We start from the raw sequence: 19205 nt of genomic DNA on the forward strand, positions 1-19205 counted from the left end.
CCGCGACGGACCGCCCGATGGCCATCGCGCGCCGGCGGCGAACAATCCCGCAATTGACTCGGGCCTGTCCTTTCCCTTATAAGCCGCGCACGTTCGGAAGCCGTCTTCCCGCGAGGGTTGACGTATGCCGGGCCTTTAACGCTCCTTGCTGAATGCAAACCCAAGAAGGGCCGCACACCGCGGTATTAAATAAATGTCGAAGCGTACCTACCAACCCTCCAAGCTCGTTCGCAAGCGTCGCCACGGCTTCCGCGCTCGCATGGCCACTGCCGGCGGCCGCAAGGTCCTGTCCGCCCGCCGCGCTCGCGGTCGCGCCCGCCTGTCGGCCTAAGGCCGCGTCGGCCCGAACCGAGGCGACGGGCAATGACGAAAACAGTGAAACATCCTGCTGTCGGACGGCTGAAAAGCCGTCCGCAGTTTCTTTTTGTGCGCGACGGCGAAAAGCGCAAGGGGCCGACCTTCCTGCTTGAGGTCCGCGACCGGAATGCGCCGGACGAGCCGCCGCGCGTCGGCTTCACCGTCACCAAGAAACATGGCAACGCCGTCGAGCGCAACCGCATGCGGCGACGTCTCAAGGAGGCCGTCCGGCTCTCCGCCGGGTTTGCAATGCAGCCCGGACACGACTATGTCATTGTCGCCAGGCGGGACGTGCTCAGCGCGCCCTTTGAAACCCTGCAGGCCGGTCTCAAGGACAGGATCACGACAAGGCAGCAACAGAAGCAGCGGCCGCGACCCGCAGCTCCCGGGAAAAAATGATGCAAAACAACCGCAATTACTTCGTGGCGATCGCATTGTCGGTGCTGATTCTCATCGCGTGGCAATTTCTCTACGTGAACCCGAAGATCGAGGCCGATCGCGCCGCGCTCGAACTCCAGCAGACCCTCGACGCCGGCGCGGGCACGTCCGCCGACGGGACCCCGGCGGCCACAGGCCCGGCGACGAACGGCGCATTGCCGGGCGCGACGGTACCGGGCGGGTCGAGCGAAAATCGCGACGAGGCCGTCGCAAGATCGGCCCGCGTCGCAATCGATACGCCGGAACTTTCCGGCTCCATCAACCTAACCGGCGCGCGCTTCGACGACCTGCGCCTGAAGCGGTTCCACGAAACGGTCGACAAGTCGAGCCCGATCATCACGCTGTGGAGCCCGGCCGAGAGCCCGGACGGCTATTTCGCCGAACTCGGCTATGTCGGCGACCAGGCGAGCGGACAGGTGCCCGGCCCCCAGACGGTCTGGACCCAGGAAGGCGACGGCAAACTGACGACGACGACGCCGGTGACGCTGACCTTCACGAACGACAAGGGCGTCACCTTCACCCGCACGGTCTCCGTCGACGACCACTATATGTTCACCGTCGCCGATACGATCGAGAACCGCTCGGACGCAGCCGTCTCGATTTCGCCCTACGGCCGCGTCACCCGCCTCTACAAGCCTACGGGCCCGTCGATCTACGTCCTCCATGAAGGCTTCATCGGCGTGCTCGGCGACCTCGGCCTGCAAGAGGTCGACTACAGCGATACCGAGAAGAGCACCACCATCGAACCTGGAAAGGCGACCGGCGGCTGGCTTGGCATCACCGACAAATATTGGGCGGCCGCACTGGTTCCGCCGCAGGCGACGCCCTACGAAACGCGCTTCTCGCATTTCTCCGACGGACGGCCGCGCTACCAGGCCGATTATCGCCAGGATGCCATCAGCATCGCACCCGGCCAGTCGACCGAGCTGAAAAACCTCGTCTTCGGCGGCGCCAAGGAAGTTCCGATCATCGACCGCTACGAGACCGAATACTCCATCAAGCAGTTCGACCTGATGATCGACTGGGGCTGGTTCTGGTTCTTCACCAAGCCGATGTTCCAGCTCATGGACTATTTCTACCGCTACTTCGGCAATTTCGGCATCGCCATCCTGCTGACGACCATCGTCGTCAAGGCGCTGTTCTTCCCGCTCGCCAACAAGCAATACGCATCCATGGCGAACATGAAGAAAATCCAGCCGAAAATGGAGGAACTGAAGGCCAAGCACGGCGACGACCGCATGGGGCTGCAACAGGCCATGATGCAGCTCTACAAGGAGGAGAAGATCAATCCGCTGGCGGGCTGCTGGCCGATCCTGCTTCAGATTCCGGTGTTCTTCGCGCTCTACAAGGTCATTTACGTGACCATCGAGATGCGGCACGCGCCGTTCTTCGGCTGGATCCAGGACCTGTCGGCGCCGGATCCGACCTCGCTTTTCAACCTGTTCGGCCTTCTGCCCTACGATGTGCCGCATTTCCTGCTGATCGGCATCTGGCCGATCGTGATGGGCATTACGATGTTCCTGCAAATGCGCATGAACCCGACGCCGCCCGATCCGACCCAGGCGATGATCTTCAACTGGATGCCGCTGATCTTCACCTTCATGCTGGCGAGCTTCCCGGCCGGCCTCGTCATCTACTGGGCCTGGAACAACCTGCTCTCGATCACCCAGCAGGCAATCATCATGAAGCGCCACGGCGTGAAGATCGAACTGTTCAACAACCTCAAGGGATTGTTCGGCAAAAAGGCGGGATCGGCCTGACCGGAACCGGACGACGGCGACAACGAGAACCCGGCCCCCGCGCCGGGTTTTCCTTTCCTCGCCACAAGGCTTCCACGTATCGCATCCGCCATTCCGGCGCTTGACATTCCCCGCCAAAACCCGGAAGCGGGGACCGCAACGACAGGGGACGACCCGCATGACCGACACCAAAGCACCCGGCGAAAAGCCGCTGTTCGGCCGACCCTGGATCTTCATCCGCGGCGTGCCGGCCATGAAGTTCCTGCCGCCGGAAGGCCCGCCGGAAGTCGCCTTCGCCGGCCGATCCAATGTCGGCAAGTCCTCGCTGATCAACGCGCTCGTCGGCCACAGGGGACTGGCGCGAACCTCCAACACGCCTGGACGCACGCAGGAACTGAACTATTTCGTTCCCGACGGCTATTCGGGCGAGGCTGGCGACCTGCCGCCGATGGCGCTCGTCGACATGCCGGGATACGGCTATGCGCAGGCTCCGAAGGAGCAGGTCGACGCCTGGACGCGGCTCGTCTTCGACTATCTGCGCGGCCGCGCCACGCTGAAGCGCGTCTATATGCTGATCGACAGCCGCCACGGCATCAAGAAGAATGACGAGGAGGTCTTCGCGCTGCTCGACAGGGCGGCCGTCTCCTACCAGATCGTGCTGACCAAGACCGACAAGATCAAGGAGGCGGGCGTGCCGCGACTGCACGAGGAAACCCTGCAGAAGATCGCCAAACGGCCGGCCGCCTATCCCGAGGTCATCGCGACGTCATCCGAAAAGGGAAGAGGACTGGACGAATTGCGCGCCGCGATCGTCACGGCGATCCGGCTCTGAACTTCGGCCCGCAAGACCCTATTCGAAGACCAGCGGCCCCGAGACGGCGACCGTATCGCCCCTGCCCGGCGCCGTCCGCGGTGTCTCTGCGCTGACGGCCAGCACCGCTCCCTCGACCAGCCGCTGCCGCAGGCCGGCCGGAACGGAAAGCGTCCCGTCGCCGTCCGCCGGCAGACGACCGAGCGCGATACCGGGCTTGCCGTTCTCGACGATCCAGAGCTTCAGCGCGGTATTCCTGCCCTGACCCGCGGCCGGCGTCAGGTGAATGCGTCCGCTTCGCGCGTCATAGCGGGCATGGATGCCGATCGGCAGCCCTTCGCCCGTCAGGACCGCGGCGGCGCGCCCGCGTTCGGCGGGAGGGGTGAACAGAACGGCCACCACCAGTCCCGCGCCGGCGGCCAGCGCCAGACAGCCGAACGAGCGCCAGAAGGCGAGCGAATTCCAGAAACCGCCGGAAACCCGGCCCGAAAACACCACGTCGCAGGCTTCGGCGCGGGGTGAAAACCGCGGCACGGCAAGAACCGGCGGCGGGTCGCCATCGAGGGTGAGATCGGCAAGACTGCGCTCCCAGCGCCTGACGATGGCGGCAAAGCGGCCATCGCGGGCCAGCCGCTCCTCGACCACGCGGCAATCTTCCCGCGACAGGGCGCCCATCACATATTCGCTGGCGATCACCTCGTCGCTGCGCGGGCTTCCGGTCTTCCTGTTGTCTGGGGCCGTCATCGGCGATGCAGTCTCCGACTTCCGCCACGCCGCTGTGACCGGCGCGGATCCGACTTAACATAAGTCCTGTCGGGACAGCTTACCACGCCTTCCCCCAATGCGACGCGCATTCTCTTCGTCCCTCATTCCCTCGCCGCGCAACATGAGCTAAAGAGGCCGCAGCAGTTAGACGAGGCCGCCATGACCCAAACCGAAAGCGAAACCCAAGCCCGCCTTCTCGCCCAGGCGCTTCCCTTCATGCAGCGCTACGAGAATACGACCATCGTCGTGAAATATGGCGGCCACGCCATGGGCAATCCCGATCTCGGCAAGGCTTTCGCCAGCGACATCGCGCTTCTCAAGCAATCCGGCGTCAATCCCATCGTCGTTCACGGCGGCGGCCCGCAGATCGGGGCGATGCTGACCAAGATGGGCATCGAATCGAAATTCGAAGGGGGCCTGCGCGTTACCGACGAAAAGACGGTCGAGATCGTCGAAATGGTGTTGGCGGGCTCCATCAACAAGGAGATCGTCGCGCTCATCAACCAGACCGGAGAATGGGCGATCGGTCTTTGCGGCAAGGACGGCAACATGGTCTTCGCGCAGAAGGCGAAGAAAACCGTGATCGACCCCGACAGCAATATCGAGCGCATCCTCGACCTCGGCTTCGTCGGCGAAGTGGTCGAAGTCGACCGTACGCTCATCGACCTTCTGGCGAAATCGGAGATGATTCCGGTCATCGCCCCGGTCGCGCCCGGCCGCGACGGCCATACCTACAATATCAACGCCGACACATTCGCCGGCGCGATCGCCGGCGCATTGCATGCCACGCGCCTGCTTTTCCTGACCGACGTTCCCGGCGTGCTCGACGGAAACGGCCGGCTGATCAAGGAGCTTTCCGTCGCGGAAGCCCGCGCACTCATCAGGGACGGCACGATTTCCGGCGGCATGATCCCGAAAGTGGAAACCTGCATCGAGGCGATCGGCGCGGGCGTGCAGGGCGTGGTCATCCTCAACGGCAAGACCGCCCATTCCGTCCTGCTCGAACTCTTCACCGAACATGGCGCAGGCACGCTGATCGTTCCCTGATCGGGAGGCGCGCGGCTACCAGAAAAGCAGTCCGAATATCCCGCCCACGATCAGCAGGCAGCCGGCCAGTTCGGCCGGGCTCACCCGCTCGCGGAACAGGAAGTAGGACGCCGTGAAGGTGAAGACCAGTTCGATCTGGCCGAGCGCGCGGACATAGGCAACCTGCTGCAACGACATGGCCGTGAACCAGCAGGCGGAGCCGAGAACGCCCGAAACGCCGACCAGCGCCGACGACCGCCAGCTTTTCAGCACCTGCGCAATCTCCGGCGGATCGCGCCAGCCCATCCAGATCAGCATGAACGCCGTCTGGAAGGTCGTAACGCAGGCGAGCGTCACGGCGGCATTCATGATGGGGCCCGGCCCGTCGAGCGACAGCGAGGCGCTGCGATAGGCGACGGCCGAAATGCCGAAGACGCCGCCCGAGGCGATCCCGATCAGCGAGGAACGGGCGGTCAGCGCCGCAAAGGCATTGCGCCAGGAAAGCGGCGCGCGCGAAAGCGATATCAGCATGACCCCCGCGACACCGACGATGATCGCGACGATCGCCCCGGGCGACGGCTTTTCGCCAAGAAGCACGAAACCGAAGAAGGCCGCCTGCACCGGCTCGGTCTTCGAATAGGCCGTTCCGACGGCGAAGTTGCGAAGCGAGAAGAGATAGACGAGCATCATCGTCGCAAAAATCTGCGCCAGCCCGCCGATCACCGACCATAGGGCGAAGCTCCAGTTGAACGCCGGCAGCGGGAGACCACCGAGCCAGTGCAGAGCGAGTACATAAAGGATCGCCAGGGGGAAGCCGTAGCCGAAGCGCACGAAACTCGCCCCGCGCGTGCCGAGCGAACCCTGAAGCTGCTTTTGCAGGGCGGACCGCAGGTTCTGAAGAAAGGCCGCGGCAATGGTGATGGGGATCCAGAGTTCCATCCCCGCCGCTACCATGCGCGCCATGTCAAATCCACCGCCGGGAGGGCCGGACAGAGAATTCCGTTTGCCTATCGCGCCGCCCATGCCATAAGACGGCCATGACCGACCTGCCGATAAAAACCGATTTCGCCACGATACGCGACTGGGTCTTCGACCTGGACAATACGCTCTATCCGCATCACGTCGACCTCTTCGCGCAGATCGACCGCAACATGACGGCCTATGTCTCCGCGCTGCTCGATCTGCCGCGCGACGAGGCGCGGGCCTTGCAGAAGCGTTATTATCGCGATCATGGAACGACGTTGCAGGGCCTGATGCTGCATTACGGCATCGACCCGCTCGATTTCCTCGAGAAGGCCCACGCCATCGATTATGCCGTGCTCTCGCCGGACCTCGAGCTTGGCGAGGCGATCAGGACATTGCCCGGCCGCAAGTTCATCTTCACCAACGGCAGCGTCAAACACGCCGAGCAAGCCGCCCGGGCGCTCGGCATTCTCGACCATTTCGACGACATCTTCGACATCGTGGCTGCGGATTACGTGCCGAAGCCCGCCGATACGACCTATGACAAGTTCATGTCGCTGCACCGGGTCGACACGCAGCACGCCGTCATGTTCGAGGACCTGCCCCGCAATCTGCTCGTGCCGAAGAAGCTCGGCATGAAGACGGTGCTTCTGACGCCGCGCGACGGCCATCCCGAATTTGCCGACGCCTGGGAGAAACCCTCCGACGAGGACCGGCATATCGATTATGCCACCTCCGATCTCCTCGGCTTCCTGAAAGCGCTGCTCTAGCAGGCCTGATCCGGACACAAAGAAGACCCGTTCCCGACACGACTCCGCCACAGGACTGAATTACGAATTTGTAACTGGTGCCGACCGCCTTTCTCCCTATCCTGCCTTTCAGGGACGACGATGGATGAAAGGAACGATCATGGCAGGAAAAGCTGCTCTTCTCGGGGCCGTAACGGCGGGACTTCTTCTTGCAGGCTATACGGCTCCGGCCTTTGCCGACACCAAGGGAGAGGGCCGGCGCGCCATGCACGGCGACCGGACGATCACCCGCATGGATACCAACAAGGACGGCAAGGTCACGCTCGACGAGTTCAAGGCCGGCGCATCGGCGGCCTTCAAGGCCTTCGATGCCGATGGTGACGGCACGGTGACCAAGAGCGAAATCGAGGCCCGTCACACGGCGTTCAAGGACGCCCGCAAGACCCTTCGCAAGGCGGATGACGCCGACAAGGCTGCCGCGCGTGAGGCGTTGCGCACCTCCGGCCCCTTCATGCTGCCCGGCACCGGCCGCATGTTCGACCGCACCGATACGGACAAGAGCGGAACCTTGAGCGAAGCGGAAGTTCTGGCGGCGGCGGAAAAGATCTTCGAGCGCCACGACAGCAACAAGGACGGCGCCATCGATCAGGCCGACGCCCGCAAGGGCAAGGACTGGAAGGGCCGCAAGGGCAAGGGCAAGGACCGGGCGCATCACGCCGGCCGGATGCTGAAGCGCGCGGACACCGATGGCGACGGCAAGGTCTCCCTGGTGGAATTCACGCAGGGCGCGGAGAAAATGTTCAAGCGGCTCGACGCCAACGGCGACGGCTTCATCTCCGCCGACGAGATGGGCAAGCGCGGCAAGTAAGCCCCCGTCTGCCCCGTCAGGTGATGCCCCGGCGCATATCCGCCGGGGCATATCCGTCTCAGCCTTCCGGCAGCGCACTGGCTGCGGCCTGTTCCGCCTCCAGCTTCTCGTAGAAGCGGACGATGATGTCCCAGGCCTCCTCGGCCGTCTCCACGAATTGCAGCAGGTCCACGTCGCCCGGCGCGATGGTGCCGAAATCGGCCAGCGCCTGGAAATCGATGATCTTGTGCCAGAACGCCTTGCCGAACAGGATCAGCGGCACCAGCGCCATGCGCCCGGTCTGCATCAGCGTCACCGTTTCGAACAGTTCGTCGAGCGTTCCGAAGCCGCCCGGAAACACCGTGATGGCCTTGGCGCGCAGCAGGAAATGCATCTTGCGGATGGCGAAATAGTGGAAATTGAAGCTGAGTTCCGGCGTCACATAGGCATTGGGCGCCTGTTCGTGCGGCAGGACGACGTTGAGACCGATCGACGGTGCGCCGACATCGGCAGCACCGCGGTTTCCCGCCTCCATGACGCCCGGGCCGCCGCCGGTGACCACGACATATTCCTTGAAACCGAATTCCGCCGAGCGCTCCGAGCAGAGCCGGGCGAACTTGCGGGCCTCGTCGTAATAGACCGAGGCGGCTTCCAGATTGACGCGCTGCGTCTCGTTGCGGGCCGCCCAGGCCGCCGTGCCGGGCGCGGGGATGCGCGCGCCGCCGAACATCACGACGGTCGACTTGATACCGCGCTCGGCAAGCATCATTTCCACCTTCAGCAGTTCCAGCTGAAGGCGCACCGGCCGCAGTTCCTCGCGACACAGGAAATCGTCGTCGATATAGGCGAGCCGATAGGCGGGATCGGCCGACTGCGGCGTCTGCGGGATCGCCAGGGCGCGGCGCTTGTCCTGCGCGCTGTCGGCCAATGGGTCCCAGACGCCGTCCCTGCGGCGGAGATTCTTCTTCTTCAGTCTTGCCATGTCTTTTCCTGTCCTGCCTTTCCATTTCGCGCCAAGGTCGCGAACCATGATCCGCCCGAAAGGGCTTCATCTTTCCCGCCACTTGCTCTAGAGCAGTTCGCAGTTCGATGAAATCGACCTTCCGGCATCCCGACACCGAAAGTAAGTGTCGAAGTTTAAGGAATTCCGATGAGCACGCCCGATCTCTCCACCCTCTCCGCCACAATCGAACGCGCTTTCGAGGAACGCGACAGCATCAGCACATCGACGCGCGGCGAGGTCCGCCAGGCGGTCGAGGCCTCTTTGAACCTGCTCGACAGCGGCAAGGCGCGCGTCGCCGAGCGCGGGGCCGACGGCAACTGGACGGTCAACCAGTGGCTGAAGAAGGCCGTGCTCCTTTCCTTCCGCCTGAACCCCATGGAAATCGTCAAGGGCGGTCCCGGCCAGTCGGCTTGGTGGGACAAGGTGCCCTCCAAGTTCGACGGCTGGAGCATCAACGAATTCGAAAGGGCCGGCTTCCGCGCCGTGCCGAATTGCGTGGTCCGCCATTCCGCCTATATCGCGCCCGGCGCGGTTCTCATGCCGTCCTTCGTCAATCTCGGCGCCCATGTCGGCGAGGGCACGATGGTCGACACCTGGGCGACGGTGGGCTCCTGCGCGCAGATCGGCAGGAACGTGCATCTTTCCGGCGGCGTCGGCATCGGCGGCGTGCTGGAGCCCATGCAGGCCGGCCCGACGATCATCGAGGACAACTGCTTCATCGGCGCACGCTCGGAAGTCGTGGAAGGCTGCATCGTGCGCGAGGGCTCCGTCCTCGGCATGGGCGTATTCATCGGCAAGTCGACGAAGATCGTCGACCGGGCAACCGGAGAGATCACCTACGGCGAAGTGCCGCCCTATTCCGTGGTCGTCGCCGGCTCCATGCCGTCGGGCAATCCCACCATGCCGAACGGCCTGCCGACGCCGCATCTCTATTGCGCCGTGATCGTCAAGCGCGTGGACGAGAAGACCCGCGCCAAGACCGGCATCAACGAACTGCTCAGGGACTGATCGCGATGGCGACGGCCGAGGAAGCGCGGCCCGGTTTCGGCTGGTTCTTCTTCGGCTGGTCCGGCCGGATCGGCCGGGCGCCCTATGCGCTCGGGTGGCTTTTCTGGCTGATGCTGCTTTCCGCGGCGCTCTCCCGCCTCGCCATGCTGCCGCAGGACCATCCATCGCTGCTGTTCTGGTCCACCGTCTTCCTGGCCGGCGCGATCGTGTCGACCGTTTCGTCGCTCATGCTGACGGTCAAGCGGCTGCACGACCTCAGCCTGCCGGCGGCGCTGGTCATCTGCCTGTTCATCCCCGTGATCTCCATCATCGCCCTTCTCGCCTTCATGCTGCTGCCCGGCGCAACAGGCCCCAACGATTACGGTCCCCGCGCCAACCGGCCCCGTTCTGCCGACCGTCGCGATGCGTGACAGGATCGGGGGGATCGGCTAAGACTGCGCATCCGTCCATCGCCTTTCTCCCGCCCCGAGTTGCCGCAGCTTTTCGCCATGACCGTCACCGATCCGACCGCCAATCTCGCCACCCTGATCCGTTGCCCCTCCGTCACGCCCGCAGAAGGCGGCGCGCTTTCGGCGCTTGCCGCGATGCTGGCGCCGCTCGGCTTTGCGGTCGAGCGCATGACGGCGCGCGACAGCGACACGCCGGACGTGGAAAATCTCTACGCCCGCCTCGGCGCGGAAGGCCCGCACCTGATGTTCGCCGGCCATACGGACGTCGTGCCGACCGGCAACGAGGCGGCCTGGACGCATGGCCCCTTTTCCGCCGCCGTCGCCGACGGGGAGATGTATGGACGGGGCGCCGTCGACATGAAGGGCGGCATCGCCTGCTTCGTGGCGGCCGTCGCCCGCCATATCGAAAGACGGGGCCCGCCGAAGGGCTCGCTTTCCTTCCTCATCACCGGCGACGAGGAGGGACCGGCCATCAACGGCACGATCAAGCTGCTCGAATGGGCCGCCGCGCGCGGCGAGCGCTGGGACGCCTGCCTCGTCGGCGAGCCGACCAATCCGGACACGCTCGGCGACATGATCAAGATCGGCCGGCGCGGCTCCCTGTCCGGCACCATCACGGTTCACGGCGTGCAGGGCCACGCCGCCTACCCGCATCTGGCCGACAATCCCGTGCGCGGCGTCGTCGCGCTGGCAGCCGCGCTGATGCATCCGCCCTTCGACACCGGTACGGCGGATTTCCAGCCCTCCAACCTGGAGGTCACGACGATCGACGTGGGCAATCCCGCAACCAACGTCGTTCCGGCGGAGGCAAGCGCGCGCTTCAACATCCGCTTCAACGATAGCTGGACGGCCGACAGCGTGACGGCCGAGATCCTGCGACGGCTCGACGCGGCCGCAAGCGACGAGACCCTGCGGCCGGGCCGCCCGCCGCTGCGTTACGATATCGAATGGATCGGACGGCCGAGCCATGTCTTCCTGACCCATGACGAACGGCTGATCGCCTCGCTTTCCTCCGCCGTCTCGGCCGTCACCGGCCGCACGCCTGCGCTTTCGACCACCGGCGGCACCTCGGACGCCCGCTTCATCAAGGATCATTGCCCGGTCGTCGAGTTCGGCCTCGTCGGCAAGACCATGCATATGGTGGACGAACGGGTGGCGATCGCCGATCTCGAGACCCTGACGGCGATCTACGAGACCTTCATCGAGCGCTGGTTCGGCGATGCCCGGGATTGACGAGGTCCTCCACTATCAGACCGGCCTCTGGCTCCTGCTTCGCAACAAGCCGGAAGGCTTCCGCTGGCTCGATCTTACCGTGCGCGGCCTGATGCGCTCCTTCTGGGCCTTCGTCTGGTGCCTGCCCGCCTTCGCCGTGATCTGGGCGTCCTGGCGGCTCTATTATCTCGCCAACATGCCGACGGGCACCTCCGCCGGGCCGGGCTTCTTCCTGCGCATGCTTTTCATCGATGCGGCGGGCTGGCTCCTGCCGATCGTCCTTCTTCTGCTTCTCGCCCGGCCGCTCGGCTTTGCAAGACAGCTGGCAGCGGTGCTGACGGCCAGCAACTGGATCGCCGTGCCCTTCGCCTATGCCGCCGCCATCCCCTTCGCGATGACGCTGCTGCTTCCCGACAGCGCCCCCTTCGCCGGGCTGCTGCTCTATGCGATCTTCGGCGCGACCGTGGTGTTGCAGTTCAGGCTTATCCGGATGTGCGTCGGGCAGCAGGCCCTGCTCGCCGCCGCGATGACCGCGATCTACGTGCTGCCGCCGATGCTGGCCGGCGACGGGCTGCAACGGCTTCTGGGAACGATACCGGCCGGATAGGCGCATTCGCTGCAAGCGATAGGAGAGAGCAGGCGCGCGCGCTCCGCTTCGCCTCAGTAATCGACCGCGAGGAAATAGAGACCCTCGGGCGGCGCGACAGGCCCGCAGGCGCGGCGGTCGCGCGCTTCCAGCGCCGCGCGGACATCCTCGACGCTCCACTTGCCTTCTCCGGCGAGCTTCAGTGTTCCGGCGAAGGAGCGGATCTGATTGTGCAGGAAGCTGCGGGCGGAGACCCGGATCTCGATACACGCGCCGCTGCGGGTCACCGCCAGCCGGTCGATGGTGCGCACCGGACTGTTGGCCTGGCATTGCGCGGCGCGAAACGTCGAGAAATCGTGCTTTCCGACGAGGACCTGGCCGGCGGAATGCATGACCTCGTGGTCGAGCGGCTTCGTCACGTGCCAGGCGCGCCCGGCCTCCAGCGCCAGCGGCGGGCGGCGGGAAATGATACGGTAGAGATAGTGACGCCCTAGGGCGGAGAAACGGGCGTCGAAGTCGTCAGGCGCTTCGACCGCGTCGAGAATGGCGATGCGCTCGCCCGCCTGCCCCAGATAGGCATTGAGGGCGTTGCGGAGCGTGAACGCCTTCCACGAGCGGGAAAGGTCGACATGGGCGACCTGCCCCAGGGCGTGCACGCCGGAATCGGTCCGCCCGGCGCCCCGGACTTTGACCGTCTCGCCGGTCAGCGAGAGGATCGCCGCCTCGACGGCGCTCTGCACGGAAGGACCGTTTTCCTGCCGCTGCCAGCCCACATAGGGCGTACCGTCATATTCGAGGGTGAGACGGTAGCGCGGCATCAGGCAAGCACCGTCCCGGCGGCAACCGGCGTGCCACGCAGAAACTCGGATGCGTCGAGCGGCTTGCCGCCGGCCTTCTGCATGCGGATGAACCGCACGGCCGCACCGTCGCCGCAGGCGACCGCAAGCCGCTCGTCGACGACGACGCCCGCAGCCCGGCCCGGGGCGTCACCGGCCGGCGCGCTGGCGAGCACCTTGACCCGCTCCGTTCTGTCGCCCACCGGAAGCTCGAACCATGCGCCGGGAAAAGGAGAAAGGCCGCGGATGTGATCATGCACCTCCCGCCCGCTCCGGGAAAAATCGATACGCGTTTCCGCCTTGTCGATCTTGGCGGCGTAGAGCACCCCGTCTTCGCGCTGCGGCGTCAGCGTCAGTTCGCCGGCTTCCAGCCGCGCCATGGCCTCGACCATCAGCGCACCGCCCGCCTGCATCAGGGCGTCGTGCAACTGGCCGGCGGTCATCGTCTCGCCGATCGCCACGCGCCGGGTCAATGCGACCGGGCCGGTATCCAGTCCCCTGTCCATCTTCATGACCATCATCCCGGTTTCCCGGTCTCCGGCCATGATCGCCCGCTGGATCGGCGCGGCACCCCGCCAGCGCGGCAGAAGCGAGGCATGGCCGTTGTAGCAACCGAGCCGCGTGCCCGTCAGGATCGCCTCCGGCAGCAAAAGGCCGTAGGCGACGACGACGGCGACATCCGCGCCATGCGCGCGGAACGCCGCACGATCCGCCTCGGCACGGAAATCGACCGGCGTGAAAACCGGAAGGCCGAGCCGCTCGGCGGCCTGATGCACCGGCGACTTCACCAGTTCCAGCCCGCGCCGGCCCGCCGGGCGGGGCGGCTGGGAATAGACGGCGGCGATCTCGTGGCCTGCTTCAGCCAGCGCCGTCAGCGTCGGAACGGAAAAATCCGGCGTGCCCATGAAGATGATGCGAAGGGCCATGAATAGCCTCCGGTGAGTGGATTGCCCGGAATGGGCGCAGCGCGCCTCAGAGCGCCTTGCTGCCCCGCAACCGCGCAGCCTTGGTGAACTTGCGGATCACCATCTCGCGCTTGAGCTTCGAGATATGGTCGATGAAGAGAACGCCGTTCAGATGATCGATTTCATGCTGCACGCAGGTGGCGAGCAGGCCGTCGACCTCCTTCTCCTGCTGCTTGCCGTCGCGATCGACATATCTGACGGTGATCTTCGCCGGCCGCTCGACCTCGGCGTAATAATCGGGAATGGAGAGGCACCCTTCCTCATAGACCGACCGTTCATCGGAAGAGGCGACGATCTCGGGATTGATGAAGACAAGCGGCGTCTTGTCCTCGTCGTCCCGGCTGACGTCGAGCACCAGCATGCGGCGCGCAACGCCGACCTGGATCGCGGCAAGCCCGATGCCCGGCGCGTCATACATGGTCTCGAGCATGTCGTCGGCGAGCCGGCGCACCTCGTCGTCAACGGTCTCGATGCTGTTCGAAACCTGGCGGAGGACCGGGTCGGGGAGGATTATCAGCGGCTTGATGGTCATGCGCTTCCTTAAAGCATTTTCGCTTTCGTCGAAATCGCAAAAACGCCTGTCTTCTCGTTTCCGGCAGGTCCGGACGCCGGAGGCGGCCTCTGCCTTTCGCGATCTGCTCTAGCGCGGTTCGTGCGCGCTTTCAATCGGCTTGCCCGGGATCGGGCAACGGTTCAAAGGCAGGTGCCGGGCATTTTGTTCACGTTATGATCTACTCTTCCTGTTAAAGCGTGTTATGGTTTGCCGATGCAAGTGGATCCGACGCTCGATATCGCCCTTTCCGCCCTCGTCAACCGATTCGGCGGGACCGGACCCATTCTGGTCCTGCTCATCGCGGCCGTGCTTTTCGTGACGACGCTCGTGCTGGCGCGGCGCATGGCGGCGCGACAGCGGGAGGCCGCCGCCGCAACCGACCGGCATGTCGCCGCCCTGCTGGACGCGCAAAGCGAAATGCAGGGACGGGTCGCCGCCATGACCGAGGTGTTCGGCAGGCGGCAGGCGGAAACCAACCAGGCGATCCAGGTGCGGCTCGACGGGCTGACCCAGCGCCTCGGCCAGTCGATATCGGAACAGACCCGCTCCACCCATGAGAACCTGCGGCGGCTCCAGGAACGTCTGGCGGTCATCGACAGCGCCCAGTCGAACATCCAGTCGCTGGCGCGCGACGTCGTGGGGCTCCAGGCGATCCTGTCCAACAAGCAGACGCGCGGGGCCTTCGGCCAATCGCGGATGGAAGCGATCATCGCCGACGCCCTGCCGCCGGGCGCCTATGAATTCCAGCCGCAGTTTCCGAATGGCACGCGACCGGACTGCACGATCCGCATGCCGAACGGCCAGCCGCCGCTGGTCATCGACGCGAAGTTCCCGCTGGAGGCCTGGAGCGCCCATACGGACGCCCCAAGCCCCGAAGCGGCCCGGATAGCCGGCCAGCAATTCCGCCGCGACATGGAAACCCATATCCGCGATATCGCACAGAAATATCTCCTTCCCGGCGCGGCGCAGGATACGGCGTTTCTCTTCGTGCCGTCGGAATCGATCTTCGCCGGCATTCACGAGACGTTCGAGGCGGTGGTCCAGCGCGCCCATCGCGCGCGCATCGTCATCGTCTCGCCCTCCCTGCTGATGCTTTCCGTGCAGGTGCTGCAAGGGCTCCTCAAGGATCAGCACATGCGCGAGCAGGCGCACGTCATCCAGGGGGAAGTGGCGCGACTGATGGACGACCTCATGCGGCTCGACGAGCGGGTGCGCAAGCTGCACGGCCATTTTGCCGCAGCGCAGAAGGACGTCGATCAGATCCTGACGTCGACGGACAAGCTGGTGCGGCGCGGCGAACGCATCGGCGAGCTGGAGTTCAAGGCTTCCGCCGAGCAGACGCCGTCACCGCCGGAGGACCGGACGGTGGAGACGCGGACCGGCCAGCTGCGGCTCAGGGTGGTTGACGAGGACTGACCGTCTCGGGCAGTGTCCGGCAGCAACAGGGGAGCGCGCCGCGATGATCACAGTTCTCGGTTCCATCAATATCGATCTGACCGCAACCACCCACCGGCTGCCGAAGCCGGGAGAGACGGTCACCGGCATCAGCTTCACCACCGCAGCCGGCGGCAAGGGAGCCAACCAGGCGCTGGCCGCCCGCCGCGCCGGCGCTTCGGTGCGCATGGCCGGGGCCGTGGGCGACGACGCGCTCGCCACCCAGGCGCTCGCCCTTCTCGCGGATGCGGCGGTCGATCTCTCCGACGTGCGCATCGCGGCCGAAGCCACCGGCACTGCGCATATTCTCGTGACCTCCGATGGCGAGAACGTCATCGTCGTGGTGCCCGGCGCCAACGGCATCGTCACGCCGGAAGACGCCAAAAGAACGGTGGGCGCCATGCAGCGCGGCGATTACCTGCTGTTGCAGTTCGAGATCCCCGCGCCGGCCGTCGAAGCGGCGCTCGTGACGGCCCGGGCGAAGGGCGTCATCTCCATCGTCAATACCGCGCCGCTCACGCCCGAGGTGAAGCGCATCGGCGGCATGGCCGACGTTCTTATCGCCAATGAGACCGAGTTCGAGCTTTTCATCGACCGGGAGAAGCTATCGGCGACGGAGCGGGAGGAGGAGATGCGCGCGCTGCATGCGAAGACGGGCCAGACCCTTATCGTGACGCTTGGCGCGGAAGGGGTCATCGCCATCCGCAAGAGCGAGGTCTATCGCGCCAAGGGGCTGAAGATCACCCCCGTCGACACCGTCGGCGCGGGCGACACGTTCTGCGGCTATCTTGCCGCCTCTCTCGATGCCGGCCACGATTTCGAGCGTGCGCTGCGCCGGGCCGCCGTCGCGGGATCGCTTGCCTGCCTGAAGCCGGGCGCACAGCCCTCCATCCCCTTCGCCGCCGCCGTCGAAGCCCGGAGCTGACCGCGCTTTCAACCCTCGGAAGCGGACGCTCCCCCACCCTTGCAATCATGGGGTGAAATCGCACAAAACCTGCCGAATCAGCCGGTTGCAGCCACCGGCAGCGGCGGCATTTGGGGCTTTATTAAGACTCCGCCGCCTATGAATGCGGCCGGCCCGTCCCCACGGTTTCGGGAGGACCGTCCCGGCGCGGGTCGCGCGCCCTTGCCTCCATGATGGAGACCGCCCCCCATAAGAACACGTTCCTTCGGCCGCGAAGCGTGCCGACGGTCATACTCCAGAGGCTGCCATGTCCATCTTCAAGCCCCGGTCCCTTGCGACCAAACTCATAGCCGTCACCGGCGGCACCATCGCCCTCGTGATGCTGGCGTCCAATATCGTTCTCATTTCGCAGACGCGGGACCGTGTCGCCCAGCTCGTCTATTCCGAAGCCGATACGCAGGCCCGGGCCATCGCCGCCGACATCGCCGGAAACATCGGCGAACTGGCCAGCGCGGCGCGCGCCATGTCCGGCGTCATCGCGGAGGGCCATGCCGGCGGCCATATGGACCGCCGCGAACTCGTCGCGATCCTCAAGGCGAACGCGGAGAAGAACGAGCATGCGCTCGGCAGCTGGTTTGCCGAGGAACCGAACGCCTTCGACGGCCAGTCGCGCGAGCTGGCCGGCGATCTTCAAACCGGCACGCACACCGACGGCTCGCTGAACCCCTATTGGACCAAGCGCGCCGACGGCATCCAGCTCTCGACATTCCCCTCCGACTATGAGGCCGAATGGTATGCACTGGCCGCCCGCAGCGGCAAGGGCGCGATGAGCCAGCCCTATCAGGAAGTCTCGACCGGCCAGGGCTTCACCATGGCCTCCATCGGCTTTCCCGTCGTCTCGGGCGGAAAACAGATCGGCGTGACCGGCGTCGACGTGTCGCTGTCGACCCTTGCCGAGGCCGTCGGCAAGCTGAAACCCTTTGGCGACGGCCGCGTCATGCTCGTCTCGCAGACGGGAAAATGGCTCGTCGCTCCCCGGCCCGACCTGCTGATGAGCGATTACGACGGCGCCGGCGCGGAACTGATCACCCAGGCGCTTGCTTCCGGCAAGCCCACCCATATCCGCGATCTCGCCTATGACGACCTTCCCGCCTTCGATCGCGTCGTCTATCCCTTCACCATGCCGGCCATCAACACCAGCTGGGCCGTCCTCGTCGACGTGCCGCACAGCGCGATCAACGCCCCGATCGCCGACCAGACCTACATGATGATCCTTGGCGGGCTCATCGTCCTGGCTGCCGTACTCGCCGGACTCTATCTGGCGGTCCGGACCTTCGTCCAGAGGCCGCTCGGCAGCCTCGTCGCCGACGTCGGGACGCTGAGCGAAGGCGTCTATACGCAGCCGATCGCCGGGCAGGACCGGCAGGACGAGACCGGATCGGTCGCCCGGGCGCTCGAAAACTTCCGCCACCAGCTTGCCGACACCGGACGGCTGGCGGCCGAGGCGGAAAGCCATCGCCAGATGACGGAAACCGAACGCGGCCGCGCGGAAGCCGAACGGGCGGAAACGGCAGCGCTGCAACGCGACATCGTCGCGCGTCTCGGCGACGGCCTCGCCCAGCTTTCGGCCGGTGACCTGACGTTCCGGCTCGACGGCGATTTCCCGGGCGAATACGGCAAGCTGAAGACCGATTTCAATTCGGCGATCGGCAGCCTCGAAGAGACGATCCAGACCGTCAATGCGTCCGTCGCCAGTATCGGGGGCGGCACGGGCGAAATCTCGCGCGGGGCGGCCGACCTGTCCCACCGGACCGAACAGCAGGCGGCCTCGCTGGAGGAAACCGCCGCGGCACTCGACGAACTGACGTCACAGGTCAATTCCAGCGCCGAGAACGCCCGCGTCGCCGCGAAATCGGTGGCGACGGCCAGCGACGATGCCGAACAGTCCGGCGAGGTGGTGCAGAAGGCGATCGACGCGATGCGCGGCATCGCGCAATCTTCGCTGGAAGTGAACCGTATCATCGGCGTGATCGACGAGATCGCCTTCCAGACCAACCTTCTCGCCCTTAACGCGGGCGTCGAGGCGGCACGCGCCGGCGAGGCCGGCAAGGGCTTCGCCGTCGTGGCGCAGGAGGTGCGTGAACTCGCCCAGCGCTCGGCCAATGCCGCCAAGGAGATCAAGACGCTGATCAACACCTCCGAGGTGCAGGTCCGCGAAGGCGTCGATCTCGTCGGGCGCGCCGGCAGCGCGCTGGAGAAGATCTCCGAGCAGGTGGTGCAGATCAACAGCCTTATCCATCAGATCTCCGGCTCCGCCTCCGAACAGGCCGTCGGCCTGCGCGAGATCAACGCCGCCGTCAACCAGATGGACCAGGTCACGCAGCAGAACGCCGCCATGGTGGAAGAGACGACGGCCGCCAGCCTGACGCTGAACGACGAAGCGCAAGTGCTGAAATCGCTGGTCTCCCGCTTCCAGGCCGGCAGGGCCGAGCCGCAGCAGGCCGCACGCCGGACCGAGCCCCCGCGCGCCGCGCCGCAGCCGGCGCGCAACCCGCCGGCC

20 protein-coding genes are annotated in these 19205 nt (G+C 65.5%); 14 read left to right on the plus strand and 6 right to left on the minus strand.

From position 1 onward, the window contains the following. Positions 1–193: 193 nt before the first annotated feature. The 4 genes from rpmH (at position 194) to yihA (ending at position 3366) form a co-directional block, all read left to right on the plus strand. Positions 194–331: a 50S ribosomal protein L34 gene (gene rpmH, locus KYK29_RS15755; RefSeq protein WP_119257473.1), complete on the plus strand. Its 138-nt coding sequence runs from the start codon at positions 194–196 to the stop codon at positions 329–331. Between the two features lie 32 nt (positions 332–363). Beyond that, positions 364–756, plus strand: a complete 393-nt coding sequence (rnpA, locus tag KYK29_RS15760; RefSeq protein WP_254691859.1) for a ribonuclease P protein component — start codon at positions 364–366, stop codon at positions 754–756. After that, positions 756–2555, plus strand: a complete 1800-nt coding sequence (gene yidC, locus KYK29_RS15765) for a membrane protein insertase YidC (RefSeq protein WP_254691885.1) — start codon at positions 756–758, stop codon at positions 2553–2555. The genes rnpA and yidC overlap by 1 nt, the downstream gene beginning before the upstream one ends. A gap of 157 nt (positions 2556–2712) precedes the next feature. Beyond that, positions 2713–3366, plus strand: a complete 654-nt coding sequence (gene yihA / locus KYK29_RS15770) for a ribosome biogenesis GTP-binding protein YihA/YsxC (protein ID WP_254691860.1) — start codon at positions 2713–2715, stop codon at positions 3364–3366. Positions 3367–3384: 18 nt separating this feature from the next. On the opposite strand, the gene KYK29_RS15775 is transcribed toward yihA, so the two are convergent. Next, positions 3385–4089 carry an anti-sigma factor gene (locus KYK29_RS15775; protein ID WP_254691861.1) on the minus strand — a complete coding sequence of 235 codons (705 nt, stop codon included), beginning with the start codon at positions 4087–4089 and terminating at the stop codon, positions 3385–3387. A gap of 180 nt (positions 4090–4269) precedes the next feature. Here KYK29_RS15775 and argB point away from each other — a divergent pair, with 180 nt between their 5' ends. After that, on the plus strand, positions 4270–5157 hold the full coding sequence (gene argB, locus KYK29_RS15780) for an acetylglutamate kinase (protein WP_254691862.1): 888 nt from the start codon (positions 4270–4272) through the stop codon (positions 5155–5157). 15 nt (positions 5158–5172) lie between these two features. On the opposite strand, the gene KYK29_RS15785 is transcribed toward argB, so the two are convergent. Further along, the gene (locus KYK29_RS15785) at positions 5173–6075 is read right to left on the minus strand and encodes a DMT family transporter (protein ID WP_254691886.1); all 903 of its coding nucleotides are present in this window, start codon (positions 6073–6075) and stop codon (positions 5173–5175) included. A 98-nt stretch (positions 6076–6173) separates the two neighbouring features. Between KYK29_RS15785 and KYK29_RS15790 the strand changes: the two genes are divergently transcribed. Further along, positions 6174–6869: a pyrimidine 5'-nucleotidase gene (locus tag KYK29_RS15790; protein ID WP_254691863.1), complete on the plus strand. Its 696-nt coding sequence runs from the start codon at positions 6174–6176 to the stop codon at positions 6867–6869. Positions 6870–7008: 139 nt separating this feature from the next. After that, entirely contained in the window at positions 7009–7716 is a 708-nt protein-coding gene (locus tag KYK29_RS15795; RefSeq protein ID WP_254691864.1) for an EF-hand domain-containing protein, read from the plus strand. Between the two features lie 58 nt (positions 7717–7774). Here KYK29_RS15795 and KYK29_RS15800 read toward each other — a convergent pair whose 3' ends face one another. Further along, on the minus strand, positions 7775–8677 hold the full coding sequence (locus tag KYK29_RS15800) for an LOG family protein (RefSeq protein WP_254691865.1): 903 nt from the start codon (positions 8675–8677) through the stop codon (positions 7775–7777). 168 nt (positions 8678–8845) lie between these two features. On the opposite strand from KYK29_RS15800, the gene dapD reads away from it, so the two are divergent. From dapD to KYK29_RS15820, 4 genes are all read left to right on the plus strand, one after another. Further along, positions 8846–9706, plus strand: a complete 861-nt coding sequence (dapD, locus tag KYK29_RS15805) for a 2,3,4,5-tetrahydropyridine-2,6-dicarboxylate N-succinyltransferase (RefSeq protein ID WP_254691866.1) — start codon at positions 8846–8848, stop codon at positions 9704–9706. A 5-nt stretch (positions 9707–9711) separates the two neighbouring features. Then, positions 9712–10116 carry a DUF805 domain-containing protein gene (locus tag KYK29_RS15810; RefSeq protein WP_254691867.1) on the plus strand — a complete coding sequence of 135 codons (405 nt, stop codon included), beginning with the start codon at positions 9712–9714 and terminating at the stop codon, positions 10114–10116. A gap of 78 nt (positions 10117–10194) precedes the next feature. Continuing rightward, on the plus strand, positions 10195–11388 hold the full coding sequence (gene dapE / locus KYK29_RS15815) for a succinyl-diaminopimelate desuccinylase (RefSeq protein ID WP_254691868.1): 1194 nt from the start codon (positions 10195–10197) through the stop codon (positions 11386–11388). Beyond that, entirely contained in the window at positions 11375–11974 is a 600-nt protein-coding gene (locus KYK29_RS15820) for a hypothetical protein (protein WP_254691869.1), read from the plus strand. The genes dapE and KYK29_RS15820 overlap by 14 nt, the downstream gene beginning before the upstream one ends. Before the next feature lie 53 nt (positions 11975–12027). Here KYK29_RS15820 and truA read toward each other — a convergent pair whose 3' ends face one another. The 3 genes from truA to def are packed head-to-tail and all read right to left on the minus strand — an operon-like array spanning position 12028 to position 14286. After that, positions 12028–12771, minus strand: coding sequence for a tRNA pseudouridine(38-40) synthase TruA (truA, locus tag KYK29_RS15825; RefSeq protein WP_254691870.1), 744 nt, complete (start codon positions 12769–12771; stop codon positions 12028–12030). Next, positions 12771–13715, minus strand: coding sequence for a methionyl-tRNA formyltransferase (gene fmt, locus KYK29_RS15830; protein WP_254691871.1), 945 nt, complete (start codon positions 13713–13715; stop codon positions 12771–12773). The genes truA and fmt overlap by 1 nt, the downstream gene beginning before the upstream one ends. A 46-nt stretch (positions 13716–13761) precedes the next feature. After that, the gene (gene def, locus KYK29_RS15835; RefSeq protein ID WP_254691872.1) at positions 13762–14286 is read right to left on the minus strand and encodes a peptide deformylase; all 525 of its coding nucleotides are present in this window, start codon (positions 14284–14286) and stop codon (positions 13762–13764) included. A gap of 234 nt (positions 14287–14520) precedes the next feature. Here def and KYK29_RS15840 point away from each other — a divergent pair, with 234 nt between their 5' ends. The 3 genes from KYK29_RS15840 to KYK29_RS15850 form a co-directional block, all read left to right on the plus strand. After that, positions 14521–15723, plus strand: a complete 1203-nt coding sequence (locus KYK29_RS15840) for a DNA recombination protein RmuC (protein ID WP_254691873.1) — start codon at positions 14521–14523, stop codon at positions 15721–15723. A 43-nt stretch (positions 15724–15766) separates the two neighbouring features. Beyond that, a complete protein-coding gene (locus tag KYK29_RS15845) occupies positions 15767–16666 on the plus strand; it encodes a ribokinase (RefSeq protein ID WP_254691874.1) in 900 nt (299 codons plus the stop codon). Between the two features lie 286 nt (positions 16667–16952). Beyond that, positions 16953–19205, plus strand: a 2253-nt coding sequence (locus KYK29_RS15850) for a methyl-accepting chemotaxis protein (RefSeq protein ID WP_254691875.1), incomplete at its 3' end; no start/stop codon positions are given.

This window comes from Shinella daejeonensis (assembly GCF_024281235.1).
In the GTDB taxonomy this organism is placed as follows: domain Bacteria; phylum Pseudomonadota; class Alphaproteobacteria; order Rhizobiales; family Rhizobiaceae; genus Shinella; species Shinella daejeonensis.

Coding starts and splice junctions, on each gene's coding strand:
- rpmH (WP_119257473.1), top strand. CDS start 194: ATGTCGAAGCGTACCTACCAACCCTCCAAGCTCGTTCGCAAGCGTCGC.
- rnpA (WP_254691859.1), top strand. CDS start 364: ATGACGAAAACAGTGAAACATCCTGCTGTCGGACGGCTGAAAAGCCGT.
- yidC (WP_254691885.1), top strand. CDS start 756: ATGCAAAACAACCGCAATTACTTCGTGGCGATCGCATTGTCGGTGCTG.
- yihA (WP_254691860.1), top strand. CDS start 2,713: ATGACCGACACCAAAGCACCCGGCGAAAAGCCGCTGTTCGGCCGACCC.
- KYK29_RS15775 (WP_254691861.1), bottom strand. CDS start 4,089: ATGACGGCCCCAGACAACAGGAAGACCGGAAGCCCGCGCAGCGACGAG.
- argB (WP_254691862.1), top strand. CDS start 4,270: ATGACCCAAACCGAAAGCGAAACCCAAGCCCGCCTTCTCGCCCAGGCG.
- KYK29_RS15785 (WP_254691886.1), bottom strand. CDS start 6,075: ATGGAACTCTGGATCCCCATCACCATTGCCGCGGCCTTTCTTCAGAAC.
- KYK29_RS15790 (WP_254691863.1), top strand. CDS start 6,174: ATGACCGACCTGCCGATAAAAACCGATTTCGCCACGATACGCGACTGG.
- KYK29_RS15795 (WP_254691864.1), top strand. CDS start 7,009: ATGGCAGGAAAAGCTGCTCTTCTCGGGGCCGTAACGGCGGGACTTCTT.
- KYK29_RS15800 (WP_254691865.1), bottom strand. CDS start 8,677: ATGGCAAGACTGAAGAAGAAGAATCTCCGCCGCAGGGACGGCGTCTGG.
- dapD (WP_254691866.1), top strand. CDS start 8,846: ATGAGCACGCCCGATCTCTCCACCCTCTCCGCCACAATCGAACGCGCT.
- KYK29_RS15810 (WP_254691867.1), top strand. CDS start 9,712: ATGGCGACGGCCGAGGAAGCGCGGCCCGGTTTCGGCTGGTTCTTCTTC.
- dapE (WP_254691868.1), top strand. CDS start 10,195: ATGACCGTCACCGATCCGACCGCCAATCTCGCCACCCTGATCCGTTGC.
- KYK29_RS15820 (WP_254691869.1), top strand. CDS start 11,375: ATGCCCGGGATTGACGAGGTCCTCCACTATCAGACCGGCCTCTGGCTC.
- truA (WP_254691870.1), bottom strand. CDS start 12,771: ATGCCGCGCTACCGTCTCACCCTCGAATATGACGGTACGCCCTATGTG.
- fmt (WP_254691871.1), bottom strand. CDS start 13,715: ATGGCCCTTCGCATCATCTTCATGGGCACGCCGGATTTTTCCGTTCCG.
- def (WP_254691872.1), bottom strand. CDS start 14,286: ATGACCATCAAGCCGCTGATAATCCTCCCCGACCCGGTCCTCCGCCAG.
- KYK29_RS15840 (WP_254691873.1), top strand. CDS start 14,521: ATGCAAGTGGATCCGACGCTCGATATCGCCCTTTCCGCCCTCGTCAAC.
- KYK29_RS15845 (WP_254691874.1), top strand. CDS start 15,767: ATGATCACAGTTCTCGGTTCCATCAATATCGATCTGACCGCAACCACC.